Below are 13,179 nucleotides of genomic sequence, written 5' to 3'. Positions count from 1 at the left end.
GACCGCACGCCGGTCGCGGTGGCGCTCGCCGCTCCGCGCATACGGTGCATCCATCCGTTGCCATGCCAAGGAGCACGTCGTATGTCGTCCGACTTCTTCATTCCGGACCCCGAGGGTCTGATTCCCAGCGCCGAGGGCTATTTCGGCGCGTACGGCGGCAAGTTCATCCCGGAGGCGCTGGTCGCCGCCGTGGACGAGGTCGCTGTCGAGTACGACAAGGCCAAGGCCGACCCCGCCTTCGCCGCCGAGCTCGACGAGCTCATGGTCCACTACACGGGCAGGCCCAGCGCGCTGACCGAGGTCCCGCGCTTCGCCGAGCACGCGGGCGGCGCCCGGATCTTCCTCAAGCGCGAGGACCTGAACCACACCGGCTCGCACAAGATCAACAACGTGCTGGGCCAGGCCCTCCTCACCAGGCGCATGGGCAAGACCCGTGTCATCGCCGAGACCGGGGCCGGCCAGCACGGCGTCGCCACCGCGACCGCCTGTGCCCTCTTCGGCCTCGAATGCACCATCTACATGGGTGAGATCGACACCGAGCGCCAGGCGCTGAACGTGGCCCGGATGCGGATGCTCGGCGCCGAGGTCGTCGCCGTGAAGTCCGGCTCGCGGACGCTGAAGGACGCCATCAACGAGGCGTTCCGCGACTGGGTCGCCAACGTGGACCGCACGCACTACCTCTTCGGTACGGTCGCGGGCCCGCACCCCTTCCCGGCGATGGTCCGCGACTTCCACCGCGTCATCGGCGTCGAGGCCCGCCGCCAGATCCTGGAGCGCGCGGGCCGCCTCCCGGACGCGGCGGTCGCCTGCGTCGGCGGCGGCTCCAACGCCATCGGCCTCTTCCACGCCTTCATCCCCGACGCCGATGTCCGCCTGGTGGGCTGCGAGCCCGCCGGGCACGGGGTGGAGACCGGCGAGCACGCGGCGACCCTCACCGCGGGGGAGCCCGGCATCCTGCACGGTTCGCGCTCCTACGTCCTCCAGGACGACGAGGGCCAGATCACCGAGCCGTACTCCATCTCGGCGGGACTGGACTACCCCGGCATCGGCCCGGAACACGCGTACCTCAAGGACGTCGGGCGCGGCGAGTACCGCGCCGTCACCGACGACGCGGCCATGCGGGCCCTGCGCCTGCTGTCGCGCACCGAGGGCATCATCCCGGCCATCGAGAGCGCCCACGCGCTCGCCGGTGCGCTGGACCTCGGCAAGGAGCTCGGCAAGGACGGGCTGATCCTCATCAACCTGTCCGGCCGCGGCGACAAGGACATGGACACCGCCGCCCGCTACTTCGGGCTCTACGACACCGACGCCGCCGTCGAGGCGGACGCCGACAGCGACCGCGCCGAGATCGAGGGGGACGCCAAGTGAGCGGCAACATCGAGCTGTTGAACACCACCCTGGCCGCCACCAGGGCCGCGGACCGAGCGGCGCTCATCGCCTACCTCCCGGCGGGATTCCCGACCGTCGACGGCGGCATCGAAGCGGTCAAGGCCGTCATCGCGGGCGGCGCGGACATCGTCGAGATCGGGCTCCCGCACAGCGACCCGGTCCTGGACGGGCCGGTCATCCAGACCGCCGACGACATCGCCCTGCGGGGCGGCGTCCGGATCGCCGACGTGATGCGTACGGTCCGCGAGGCGTACGAGGCCACCGGTGTCCCGATCCTGGTCATGACGTACTGGAACCCCATCGACCGCTACGGCGTCGAGCGCTTCACCGCCGAGCTCGCCGAGGCGGGCGGCGCCGGGTGCATCCTGCCCGACCTGCCGGTCCAGGAGTCCGCGCTGTGGCGCGAGCACGCCGACAAGCACGGCCTCGCGACCGTGTTCGTCGTCGCCCCCAGCAGCCAGGACGCCCGCCTCGCCACCATCACGGCGGCCGGGAGCGGCTTCGTCTACGCCGCGTCCCTGATGGGCGTCACCGGCACCCGCGCCTCCGTCGGAGCCCAGGCCCAGGACCTGGTGGGACGCACCCGCGCCACCACCGATCTCCCGGTCTGCGTCGGCCTCGGTGTCTCCAACGCGGCGCAGGCCGCCGAGGTCGCGGGGTTCGCGGACGGCGTGATCGTCGGCTCGGCCTTCGTCAAGGCCATGCTGGACGCCCCCGACGAGGCCGCCGGTCTCGCCGCCGTCCGCGCCCTGGCGGGCGAACTGGCCGAAGGTGTTCGAAAGGGCTGAGCCCTGAATCACCCGAATGGGTGGATTATGGATCGGGGAGGCGCGCAGATGCCTCCCCGGTTCGTTCCCCGGGTGTGAGCGACAAGATCCCTGAGGGAAACAGAAGCGCGCGCGAGCGCCTGGCACAGCAGCGCGAGCGGGAGAAGGGGCGCGAGAAGCGCCGCCGGACCCTGATCGTCGCCACGGCGGTGGTCGGGGTGCTCGCCCTGGCCGCCGTGGTCGGCCTGATCGCGGCCAACGCGGGCAAGGACGACGACGGTGGCACGGCCTCCGGCCCGGCGGTCGCCCCTTCGGGCGCGATCGGCGAGGACGCCCTGACCGTGCCGGTCGGCGCCGCCGACGCCCCGTCCACCCTCACGATCTGGGAGGACTTCCGCTGCCCCGTCTGCGCCCAGTTCGAGACCGCCTTCCGGGACACCATCACGGAGCTGGCGGACGACGGCCTGGTCAAGGTGGAGTACCACCTGGCCACGATCATCGACGGCAACCTCGGCGGCACCGGGTCGCTGCGCGCCGCCAACGCCGCGGCCTGCGCCCAGGACGCCGGCAAGTTCGCGCCGTACCACGACGTGCTTTTCGGCAACCAGCCTCCGGAGCCGGACGACGCCTTCGGCAAGAACAGCCGGCTGATCGAGCTGGCCGGCGAGGTCGGGGGACTCGACACGCCGGGCTTCCGCAGCTGTGTGGAGGACGGCGAGCACGACAGCTGGGTGAAGAAGTCCGACACGGCGTTCCGCGAGGGCGGCTTCCAGGGCACGCCGACGGTGCTGCTCAACGGGGAGTCCGTCTTCCCGGCCAAGGGCGAGGAGCAGATCTCCCCGGAGAACCTGAAGAAGTGGGTCGCCGCGGCCAACAAGGGCAAGAAGCCGGGCACCGCCACCCCGTCGGACCCGGCCGGACCGTCGTCGGCCCCCGCTTCCTGAGCGCGCCCCACCCGCCCGTGGGGCGGTCCTCGTTACCCAGAAGTTGCCGGAGAGCTTGCCGTACCCACCACTCGGCAAGGTAGCGTCGACACCGCCATGAATCTTGCCTTCATCCCCAGTCCGTCGACCGGCGTGATCGAGCTCGGCCCGATCCCGCTCCGCGGCTACGCGTTCTGCATCATCATCGGTGTCTTCGTCGCCGTCTGGTTCGGCAACAAGCGCTGGGTAGCCCGGGGCGGCAAAGCCGGCACCGTGGCCGACGTCGCCGTCTGGGCGGTGCCCTTCGGCCTCGTCGGCGGCCGGCTCTACCATGTGATCACCGACTACCAGCTGTACTTCAGCGACGGTGAGGACTGGGTCGACGCCTTCAAGATCTGGGAGGGCGGCCTCGGTATCTGGGGCGCCATCGCGTTCGGCGCCGTCGGAGCCTGGATCGCCTGCCGCCGCCGGGGCATCCCCCTGCCCGCCTGGGCCGACGCGCTGGCCCCGGGCATCGCCATCGCCCAGGCCATCGGCCGCTGGGGCAACTGGTTCAACCAGGAGCTGTACGGCAAGCCCACCGACCTCCCCTGGGCGCTGGAGATCAGCGAGGGCCCGAACCGGGTCGCCGGGACCTACCACCCGACCTTCCTGTACGAGTCGCTGTGGTGCATCGGCGTCGCGCTCCTGGTCGTCTGGGCCGACCGCCGCTTCCGGCTCGGCCACGGACGGGCGTTCGCGCTGTACGTCGCCGCCTACTGCGCGGGACGCGGCTGGATCGAGTACCTGCGGGTCGACGAGGCCCACCACATCCTCGGTCTCCGGCTGAACGTGTGGACCGCGATCATCGTCTTCGTCCTCGCCGTCGTCTACATCGTGATCTCCGCGAAGACCCGACCGGGCCGCGAGGAGATCGTCGAGCCCGACCGGGACGCCGCCCCCGCGAAGAAGGACGGCGCCGACGAGGACGGCCCGGCCGACGAGGACGGCACCGCGAAGGCGGACGCCGCCGAGAAGGACCCGCTCACGAAGGACGAGCCCGGCAAGGACGCCACCGCCGAGAGCACCCAGGCGGCCGGAGCAGCGGAGAAGAGCTGACCGGCCGCCCCTCGGGCGCACCCCCGCACACCTCCCGCTCGCCGGGCGGGCCCGCAGTCTCAGGCCCGCCCGGCGAGCGCGATCGTTCTGCGGGCGGACGCCACCACCGCCGCGTCCACGAACCTCCCGTCCGGCAGCGCCAGCGCCCCCGCCTCCACCACCGAGGCCGCGACGATCTCCTCGGCCGCCTCGATCTCCTCGGCCGTGGGCAGGAATGCCCGCTCGATCACCGGCAGCTGACGCGGATGGATCGCCGCCCGGCCGAGCATCCCGAGCGCCCGCCCCCGCCGGCACGACGTCCACAGCCCGTCCAGATCCCGGACGTCCGGGAACACCGACTGGGCGGGCGGCGGAAGAGCCGCCGCGCGGGCCGCCACCACGACGCGGCTGCGCGGCCAGTCGAGCCCGGCATCCTCCCGTACGCCCAGATCAGCCCGCAGGTCCGCCTCGCCCAGGGCGATGCCGCGTACGGCGTGATGCGCCGAGGCGATCGAGTACGCGTGCTCGATCGCGAGCGCCGATTCCAGCAGCGGATACAGCGCCACGCCCGGGGCCACGGCCGCCACATGGTGCACCGAGACCGCATGGGTGATCTTCGGCAGCCGGAGCGCGGTCAGCCCCGGCAGCTCCGCCAGCGCCCGGATGTCGTCCTCGCCGTGCACCCGGACATGGACCGGCGCCGCGTCCGGGGCCGCCGTGCCCCGGTCCCCGAGGAGTTCGGCGGTGGCGGAGCGCGCGTACTCCTTACGGTCCGGGGCGACGGCGTCCTCGAGGTCGACGATCACCACATCCGCTCCGCAGCCCAGCGCCTTGGCCACCACCTCCGGCCGGTCCCCGGGCACGTACAGCCAGGTCAGCGGCGGGCGGCCGACGGGCGGCGGCGGGCCCTTCGGCAGCGGCGGGGCCGGGATCGGGCGGCCGGTCACAGCGCCCCCTGGTCCCGCAGCGCCGCGATCCGCGTCTCCGAGAGGCCGAGCCCGGCCAGGATCTCCTCGGTGTCCGCGCCGTGCGGGCGGCCCGCCCACCGGATCCCGCCGGGGGTCCCCGAGAGGCGGAAGAGGACGTTCTGCATCCGCAGCGGCCCCAGCTCCGGGTCGTCGACCTCGGCGATGGTCCCCAGCGCCCGGTACTGCGGGTCCTCCATCACCTCCCGCACGTCGTGGATCGGTGCGACGGCCGCCTCCGCCTTCTCGAAGCCGTCCAGCACCTCCTCGCGGCTGTGGCGGGAGATCCAGTGGCCCACGGCCCCGTCCAGCTCCTCGGTGTGTTCGGCCCGGGTGGTGCCCGCGCCGAACCAGGGCTCGTCGATCAGTTCCGGGCGGCCGACGAGGCGCATCACCCGCTCGGCGACGGACTGGGCCGAGGTGGAGACCGCGACCCAGTGGCCGTCGGCGGTGCGGTAGGTGTTGCGCGGGGCGTTGTTGCGGGAGCGGTTGCCGGTACGCGGCTGGACGTAGCCGAGCTGGTCGTACCAGAGTGGCTGGGGGCCCAGCACGGTGAGGATCGGCTCGATGATCGCCAGGTCCACCACCTGGCCCTCGCCGGTCTTCTCCCGCCCGGCGAGCGCGGCCATCACCGCGTACGCCGTGGCCAGCGCCGCGATGGAGTCGGCGAGCCCGAACGGCGGCAGCGTCGGCGGCCCGTCCGGCTCCCCGGTGATCGCCGCGAAGCCGCTCATCGCCTCGGCGAGCGTGCCGAAACCGGGGCGGTGGGCGTACGGCCCGAACTGGCCGAAACCGGTGACCCGGGCCAGCACCAGAGCCGGGTTGACGGCGTGCAGCTCCTCGGGGCCCAGGCCCCAGCGCTCCAGGGTCCCCGGCCGGAAGTTCTCGATGACCACATCGGTCCGAGCGGCGAGCTGGAGCAGCACGTCCCGGCCGCCGGGCGCGGACAGGTCGAGGGTCAGGGTGCGTTTGTTGCGGCCGAGCAGCTTCCACCACAGGCCGACCCCGTCCTTGGCGGGCCCGTGCCCGCGCGAGGGGTCGGGCCTACGGGGATGCTCGACCTTGATCACATCGGCGCCGAAGTCCCCGAGCATGGTGGCCGCGAGCGGTCCGGCGAAGAGGGTGGCCAGGTCGATGACCTTCAGCCCGGTCAGGGGGCCTGCCGCGGTGGCGCTCATGAGGCCTCGATCTCGCTGCGGTAGGGCATGGAGGTGGACGCGCCGGGTTTCTGGACGCAGAGCGCGGCGGCCGAGGAGGCGAACGCCACGGCCTCGGCCACCGGCCGCCCCTCGCCGAGCGCCACGGCCAGCGTCCCGACGAAGGTGTCCCCGGCCCCGGTCGTGTCGACGGCGGTCACCGAAGGGGCCTCGAAGAGCACCGGCTCGCCGCCCCGGGCCGCGTACAGGCAGCCCTTCGCGCCGAGGGTGATGACGACCTCGGGCACCCGGCGCAGCAGGATCTGGGCGGCGGCGTGTGGTTCGGCCTGCCCGGAAAGCTCGGCGGCCTCGTGCTCGTTGGGTACCAACAGGTCGATGTGGTCAAGGAGTTCATCGGGCAGAGCTTGCGCCGGGGAGGGGGTGAGGATGGTCCGTACGCCGTGGTCGCGGGCCGCGCGGGCGCCCTCCACGACGGCGGACAGGGGCAGTTCGAGCTGCGTCAGCAGCAGATCGGCGGCGGTGATCGCGGCGATCTCGCCGGGCCCGAGCGCGGTGAGGACGCCGTTCGCGCCGGGTACCACCACGATCGAGTTGGCTCCGGTGTCGTCCACCACGATGTGCGCGGTGCCGCTGGGGCCCTCGGCGGTGTGCAGGAGGTCGGTGTCCACCCCCGCGTGTTCGAGGGTGTCGCGCAACAGGGCGCCGTAGGCGTCGTCGCCGACCGCGCCGACCATCGTCACCTCCCCGCCCGCGCGGGCCGCGGCGACGGCCTGGTTGGCGCCCTTGCCGCCGGGGACCGTCCGGAACTCCCCTCCGGTGACGGTCTCGCCGCGTCCGGGGGCGCGGGCGGTGTAGGCGACGAGGTCCATATGGGTGCTGCCGAGCACCGCGATGCGGGTCATGGGCGCAGAGCCTCCTGGTGGGTCAGTGCGGCGAGGGTGTCGAACCCGATCCGGTCGAAGCCGGGTACGGAGGTGGCGAGCCGGTTCTTCAGCGGAGCCGTCCAGTGCTCGGGCAGGGCGTCCGGCCCACCCGCGAGGAGCCCGGCCAGCGATCCGGCGGTCGCCCCGTTGGAGTCGGTGTCCCAGCCGCCGGAGACGGCGTGGCCGATCGACCGGGTGAAGTCGCCGTCGGCGTGGGTGAGGGCGGCGGCCAGCAGCGCGGCGTTGGGCAGCACGTGCACCCAGTGGTGGGTGCCCGCGTAGACGGCGTGCAGACGGTCCACGACGGCGTCGAACTCCCCTTCCCCACGGGCTGTTTCGATGCCGAGGCGGATCGCGCGGGCATAGCGCGACCGCGGCGGCACCACCCGCAGCCCGGCGGCCAGGCAGCCGTGCACATCGCTCTCGCCGCCGGCCGCGACGGCGAGCGCGGCGGCCGTGAACATCGCGCCGTACACCCCGTTGCCGGTGTGGGTGAGGACCGCGTCGCGGTGGGCCTGGGCGGCGGCCCCGGCCGGGTCGCCCGGGTGGGTCCAGCCGTGCGCGTCGGCCCGGATCTGCGCGCCGATCCACTCCCGGAACGGGTTGCGGCGGCGGGCGGTCTCCGGCGGCTCGACGCCCGCCAGGAGGTTGCCGTACGCGATGCGCTCGGCGGTGAAGGTCCGCCCGGCCGGCAGTTCGTCGAGCCAGAGGCGGGCCAGGTCGGCGGTGCTGAAGGAGCGGCCGTGCCGCTGGAGCAGCAGCAGGGTCAGCAGAGGGTGGTTGAGGTCGTCGTCCTCCGGCATGCCATCGATGTTCTCGGCCAGGGACGTGGGGGCCGAGCGGCGGTTCCAGGGGTGGGCGGCCAGCAGTTCGGCCGGTACGCCGCGTGCGGTGAACCAGGTGGTGAGCGGCCAGTTGCCGGTGGCGCGGGCCAGGGCGCGAACGCCCTCCAGCGGCAGTTTCTCGACCGGCTTGCCGAGCAGGCAGCCCACCGCGCGGCCGAGCCACGCGGCGTGCAGCCGGTCCCGGCCGGCCACGGGCGCGGCGTCCACCGGCCCGGGCCAGTGCGGGCAGGCGGCCACGATCTCATCGAGCCCGGTCGGCTCGTCGGCGGCCAACGGCGATTCCAGCAGCGCGAGTTCGTCGAGGAGTCGGCCGGCCAGCGCGCGCAGTCGCGGCGATGCGGGCGGCTCGGAGGCGCCTGCCCGGACCGGGGCAGGAGCGCCCCCGGCCGCGTACCACCGCTCCTCGATCTCCCGGGCGTCCCGGCCGTCCTGCGCGGCCTGCCGCAGCTCGTGCCCTACCAGGTCCTCGGGCTGCACCCAGGTGAGGCGGACCGGCGGGGCCTGGGGCCGTGCCCGGGGAGGGCGGACGTTCACCGCTCACCGGCCAGCACGCCGAACGCCTCCTCGTGGGCCCGGCGGCGCTCCAGGTCCCGGGCGAAGACCTCCCGGGCCACCCGCGCCAGCACCACCGCCGGTCCATCCAGGTCCAGCCGGCTCGCCGCCGCGACCGTGGCGGTCCAGTCGGCGGGGGCCTCGCCGCCCAGCGCGCCCACGATCGCCCCGCCCATCGTCGCGATGGAGTCGCAGTCCCGCCCGTAGTTCACCGAACCGAGCACCGTACGCCGGTAGTCACCGCCCCCGACCAGCAACATCCCCAGCGCGATGGGAAGTTCCTCGATGGCGTGCAGCCGGGAGGGGCGCCGCGCACCGAGCGAGGGGCTCCGGTAGTCGGGGCCGACCGTGTCGAAGGGCTCCACCGCCGCCCGCATCGGGACGAGCGCGGACTCGAAGTCCTCGTGGCGCACGGCCACTTCGGCGACCGCCTCGATCGCGGACCGGGTGCCGTCCTTGGCCAGGCAGAGAGCCGCGTCGACCACGGTGCCGGGGGTGGCGCCCGGGCGGCAGGCGGCGGCGACGGCTGCCGCGAAGACCCCGGCTGCCTCCCGCCCGTAGGAGGACTGGTGGGGGGCCGCGACCTCCAGCGCCTCGGCGTACGCGGCCTCCGGGTGGCCGGCGTTGACCAGGCCGACCGGGGCCATGTACATCGCCGCCCCGCAGTTGACGATGTTGCCCGCGCCGGCCTCGCGCGGGTCCATGTGCCCGTAGTGCAGCCGGGCCACGATCCACTTCTCGGCCAGGAAGATCCGCTGGAGGGGGAGAGCCTCCGCCTCCAGCTCCGGGATCCAGCGGGGCGACAGCAGGTCCGGGACGAGGTGGTCCGCGACGGCGTACGCGTCGAGGTGGTCGCGGACCCGGTCGTAGACCCGGATCAGCGCATGGGTCATCAGAGTGTCATCGGTGACGTTCCCGTCGCCCTTGTGGTACGGGGCGATGGGGCGCGCGGTGCGCCAGTCCTCGCCGTACCAGGGGCCGACGATCCCGGTCACCCGGCCGCCGTGGCGCTCGGCGATCTGCTCGGGGGTCCAGCCCTCGACCGGGCCGCCGAGGGCGTCGCCGACGGCGGCTCCGACGATGGCCCGGGTGACGCGTTCATCGAGTCCGGGCGTAGTGGGGGAGGGGCGTGGTGTCGAGATGACCGACTCCATGGCCGTTGTAGGCGTCATGTCGGAATTGTCTACCCGGGGAGGCCGGTTCCGTGGCTGCCAGCAGCCCGGCGAGTTCGATCAGGTCCGTGCCCGCGAGCCGGGGCAGCGCACAGCCCGCCAGCGTCCGGCATGCCTCGCGCCAGCCCGCCGGCACGGCGCTGACCGAGCCGATCGCCCCGGTCAGCGCCCCGGCCAGGGCGGGCGCGGAGTCCGCGACCCGGGACAGGCAGGCGGCGGCCGGGATCGCCTGGGCGATCTCTCCCCGGGCCGCGGTGGTGAGGGCCAGCGCGACCGGTACGGTCTCCGCCGCCGCGATCCCGTAGCTGTAGACATGGTCCACGATCTGGTGTTCCAACACCGGGACCAGGGCGAACGCCCCGGCGGGCTCGTCCGCGAACTCCCGGGCCAGGCGGACCGCGTGCGCGGCGTTTCGGGCGATCTCGGTGCCCTCGGGGAGTTGGCCGAGAGCCGCGTCCACCACGGTGTCGACATCCGCCCCGGCCAGCGCCACGGCGATCGCGGCGGCCACGGCCCGTGCCCCGTGCACCCCGTCGCCGTCCTGGGTGTAGCGGGCGTCGAACTCGGCGAGCGCGGCGGCCTCCTCCGGGTCACCCGGGTGGACCACGGCGAGCACGGCGGCCCGCACGCAGGCGGCGTCGTCGAAGTAGTGCGGGTTGTCGTGCCCGGTGGCGGGGGGCCGCAGCCCGGCGGCCAGATTGCCGAGCCCGGCCCGCACCGAGATCCGGGCCCGTAGCGGGAGCACCACGGCCTCGACCTCGGGGGCCCGGGCGCTGGCGGCGGCGACGGTGGCGGCGAGCGCGTTCCAGGCCCGGTCGACCGCGTCCCGCATCCGGCGGCCGGGGGAGAGGTCCACCGCCTCGTCGGCCGCCGCCGCCAGCACCGTACGGGCGGCGAACGCGGCCCACTCGGCGTCGTCGGAGGGGCCGAGCCGCAGTGGCTCGGGCGGCTGGTTGAGGGCGATGGGCACCGGGAGTGTGGTGGTGGCGTTCTGCTCGGCGAAGGTGTCCAGCTCCCGGGTGAGCCGCCGGGTCCACTCGGGCATCCGGGCCGCCCGGTGCCGGGCGGCGGGCCACCCGGCGGCGTCGCCAGCCGCGAGACCGAGCAGCAGCCCCTCGATCCGGGCGCGGCGGGAGGGGGCGGGGGTCCCGGCCCTCTCGGTCGACGTCGTCATCGCCGGTCCTCCCGTGGGGGTTCGAAGGGGGCTGTCACGGAAGCCGTGTTCCGTGCGGGTTCGAAGGAAGGTGACACCGACGCCACGCCCTGTACGGGTTCGAAGGAGGCCGCCATCGATGCCATGTCCCGTGCGGCCGACGGCGCGCGACCGCCGCCGCGTTCCTGCGGGGTCCCCGCAGGTCCGGTCCCGTCCGGGGCCTCCGGGGTCAGCAGTTCCGCGATGTCCAGCACGTGGTAGCCGCGCATCGAGGGCAGGCAGCTGCCCCGGACCGGGCCGATCGCGGCCGCCCAGTCCGGCGGGATGGCGCTCTCCCCGTTCAGCGCCCCGGCGAGGGCGCCCGCCACCGCCGCCGTCGTGTCCGCGTCGCGGCCCATGTTGACGGCCGTGAGCACCGCCGTCGGGAAGTCCCCGCGCGCCGCTGTGAACGCCCCGAACGCCAGGCCGACCGCCTCCGGCGCGAGGTCCGTCCACGGGTAGCCGGCGATCACCACCGCCGAGCGCACCGCCCGCTCCATCGTGAGCCGGTCGGGGTAGGGCCGCTGGGCCGCCGTCACCGCCCGGCGCAGCGACCGGGCCGTCCAGGAGTCCATCGGGACCACCGAGAGCGCGGCGGCGATCACCGAGGCGAGGCCCGAGCCGACCATGGCCGCCGCGACCCCGGCCGCGACTGCCTGGCCCCCGTAGATCCCCTCGCCCTCGTGGCTGACCCGGCCGTCCACCGCGACCAGCCGGGCCGCCTCGGCGGGGCGGCCCGCCGCGAAGACCCCGAAGGGGGCCGCCCGCATCGCGAGCCCGTCGCTCCAGGCGTGCCGGTGCTGGGCGGAGATGGGGGCGGCCAGGCCCCGGCGCAGGTTCTCCAGTGTGCCGCGCTCGCTGAACCCGGCCCCCCGGAAGGGGCCCTCGTCCAGATCGGCGATCCAGTGGTGCCAGGCCCGCTCCACATGGGAGACGTCGAGCGCCGAGCCGTGCCGGGCCAGCAGCAGCCCGGAGAAGATCGCGTACTCCGTGTCATCGGTGCCCGCCGGATCATCGCTCACGAAGCCCTCGATCCGCCCCCAGCGGCGGCGGATCTCGGAGGGCCGCAGGTTCTCCGCCGGGGCGCCGAGCGCGTCTCCGACCGCCAGTCCCAGCAGCGCACCCCTGGCCCGGTCATTGCCGACGGCCGTGTTCATCGCGTCGCCTTTCGCTCGTCCGGCGATGTGCGTCCACATCCGGGTCCACATCCGGGTCCACATCCGGGTCCATCCGGGCCCTGTCCGCATCTGTGCCACGCGGAGGGCGAAGGGAGGCGGGAAACACTGGGAAAGGGGCCAGGCGGATGACTGGCGGAGATAGCTGAGGCTGTCCTTTCTTCGCAGGTCAGAGGGGTGGTAAGCCAGGCCTGGCTTGCTGGCGGCGGTCATCTGGGCGGCGTAGTTTGGACTGTGTCAAAAGTTGTATTCCATGGGGAAGCGGTGGGGTGACGGCCCGCCGGAGCAAAGGGGAGAAGCGCGCCGTGGCCATCATCGAGACCGAAGCCGTCCTGCACGAGGCGCACCGGGACAACCACACCCACCGGGATGTGAACGGCGGCTGGCTGCGCCCCGCCGTCTTCGGCGCGATGGACGGTCTGGTCTCCAACCTCGCCCTGATGACCGGGGTCGCGGGCGGCGCGGTCTCCCAGCAGACCATCGTGATCACCGGCCTGGCGGGGCTCGCGGCCGGGGCCTTCTCCATGGCGGCCGGCGAATACACCTCCGTCGCCTCGCAGCGCGAGCTGGTCGAGGCCGAGCTCGACGTCGAGCGTCGTGAGCTCCGCAAGCACCCCAAGGACGAGATGGCCGAGCTGGCCGCCCTCTACGAATCCCGCGGCGTGGACGCCCCGCTGGCCCGCGAGGTCGCCCGGCAGCTGTCGCGCGACCCGGAGCAGGCGCTGGAGATCCACGCCCGCGAGGAGCTCGGCATCGACCCGGGTGACCTGCCCTCGCCGCTCGTGGCCGCCGTCTCCTCGTTCGGCGCGTTCGCGCTCGGCGCCCTGCTGCCCGTCCTGCCCTACCTCCTCGGGGCGAGCGCCCTGTGGCCCTCGGTGCTCCTCGCGCTGTTCGGTCTCTTCGGCTGCGGCGCGGTAGTGGCCCGGGTGACGGCCCGCAGCTGGTGGTTCAGCGGACTGCGCCAGCTCGCCCTCGGTGGCGCGGCGGCGGCGCTGACCTACGGACTCGGCACCCTGTTCGGTGTGGCGGCCGGCTGAGGGAG

At 74.0% G+C, this 13,179-nt stretch carries 12 protein-coding genes; 5 read left to right on the top strand and 7 right to left on the bottom strand.

The window, feature by feature from the left end; all coding sequences use genetic code 11:
• Nucleotides 1-81 precede the first annotated feature (81 nt).
• The 4 genes from trpB to lgt all read left to right on the top strand — a co-directional run bounded on the left by trpB (nucleotide 82) and on the right by lgt (nucleotide 4,177).
• Nucleotides 82-1,368: a tryptophan synthase subunit beta gene (gene trpB / locus ACZ60Q_RS00600; protein ID WP_469626285.1), complete on the top strand. Its 1,287-nt coding sequence runs from the start codon at nucleotides 82-84 to the stop codon at nucleotides 1,366-1,368.
• Entirely contained in the window at nucleotides 1,365-2,177 is an 813-nt protein-coding gene (trpA, locus tag ACZ60Q_RS00595; RefSeq protein WP_469626282.1) for a tryptophan synthase subunit alpha, read from the top strand. Before trpB ends, trpA begins: the two co-directional genes overlap by 4 nt.
• Nucleotides 2,178-2,251: 74 nt before the next feature.
• Complete coding sequence (locus ACZ60Q_RS00590) at nucleotides 2,252-3,100, top strand: DsbA family protein (protein WP_469626279.1); 849 nt, start codon at nucleotides 2,252-2,254, stop codon at nucleotides 3,098-3,100.
• A 96-nt stretch (nucleotides 3,101-3,196) separates the two neighbouring features.
• Nucleotides 3,197-4,177, top strand: a complete 981-nt coding sequence (gene lgt / locus ACZ60Q_RS00585) for a prolipoprotein diacylglyceryl transferase (RefSeq protein ID WP_469626277.1) — start codon at nucleotides 3,197-3,199, stop codon at nucleotides 4,175-4,177.
• A 59-nt stretch (nucleotides 4,178-4,236) separates the two neighbouring features.
• On the opposite strand, the gene ACZ60Q_RS00580 is transcribed toward lgt, so the two are convergent.
• From ACZ60Q_RS00580 to ACZ60Q_RS00550, 7 genes are read right to left on the bottom strand one after another with little or no spacing between them, the layout of a single operon-like run.
• A complete protein-coding gene (locus tag ACZ60Q_RS00580) occupies nucleotides 4,237-5,103 on the bottom strand; it encodes an HpcH/HpaI aldolase/citrate lyase family protein (RefSeq protein ID WP_469626274.1) in 867 nt (288 codons plus the stop codon).
• A complete protein-coding gene (locus ACZ60Q_RS00575; RefSeq protein ID WP_469626271.1) occupies nucleotides 5,100-6,299 on the bottom strand; it encodes a CaiB/BaiF CoA transferase family protein in 1,200 nt (399 codons plus the stop codon). Before ACZ60Q_RS00575 ends, ACZ60Q_RS00580 begins: the two co-directional genes overlap by 4 nt.
• The gene (rbsK, locus tag ACZ60Q_RS00570) at nucleotides 6,296-7,180 is read right to left on the bottom strand and encodes a ribokinase (RefSeq protein WP_469626269.1); all 885 of its coding nucleotides are present in this window, start codon (nucleotides 7,178-7,180) and stop codon (nucleotides 6,296-6,298) included. The genes ACZ60Q_RS00575 and rbsK overlap by 4 nt, the downstream gene beginning before the upstream one ends.
• Complete coding sequence (locus tag ACZ60Q_RS00565; protein WP_469626266.1) at nucleotides 7,177-8,580, bottom strand: ADP-ribosylglycohydrolase family protein; 1,404 nt, start codon at nucleotides 8,578-8,580, stop codon at nucleotides 7,177-7,179. The genes rbsK and ACZ60Q_RS00565 overlap by 4 nt, the downstream gene beginning before the upstream one ends.
• Nucleotides 8,577-9,770 (bottom strand): ADP-ribosylglycohydrolase family protein, encoded by a 1,194-nt coding sequence (locus ACZ60Q_RS00560; protein WP_469626263.1) that lies wholly within the window; start codon nucleotides 9,768-9,770, stop codon nucleotides 8,577-8,579. The genes ACZ60Q_RS00565 and ACZ60Q_RS00560 overlap by 4 nt, the downstream gene beginning before the upstream one ends.
• Nucleotides 9,697-10,944 carry an ADP-ribosylglycohydrolase family protein gene (locus ACZ60Q_RS00555; protein WP_469626260.1) on the bottom strand — a complete coding sequence of 416 codons (1,248 nt, stop codon included), beginning with the start codon at nucleotides 10,942-10,944 and terminating at the stop codon, nucleotides 9,697-9,699. Before ACZ60Q_RS00555 ends, ACZ60Q_RS00560 begins: the two co-directional genes overlap by 74 nt.
• Nucleotides 10,941-12,119 carry an ADP-ribosylglycohydrolase family protein gene (locus ACZ60Q_RS00550; protein WP_469626257.1) on the bottom strand — a complete coding sequence of 393 codons (1,179 nt, stop codon included), beginning with the start codon at nucleotides 12,117-12,119 and terminating at the stop codon, nucleotides 10,941-10,943. Before ACZ60Q_RS00550 ends, ACZ60Q_RS00555 begins: the two co-directional genes overlap by 4 nt.
• A gap of 323 nt (nucleotides 12,120-12,442) precedes the next feature.
• Here ACZ60Q_RS00550 and ACZ60Q_RS00545 point away from each other — a divergent pair, with 323 nt between their 5' ends.
• Nucleotides 12,443-13,174 carry a VIT1/CCC1 transporter family protein gene (locus ACZ60Q_RS00545; RefSeq protein ID WP_469626254.1) on the top strand — a complete coding sequence of 244 codons (732 nt, stop codon included), beginning with the start codon at nucleotides 12,443-12,445 and terminating at the stop codon, nucleotides 13,172-13,174.
• Nucleotides 13,175-13,179: the final 5 nt, after the last annotated feature.

It is taken from the genome of Streptomyces sp. NPDC104313 (assembly GCF_055583985.1).
This window is presented reverse-complemented; position numbering and strand designations above follow the sequence as displayed.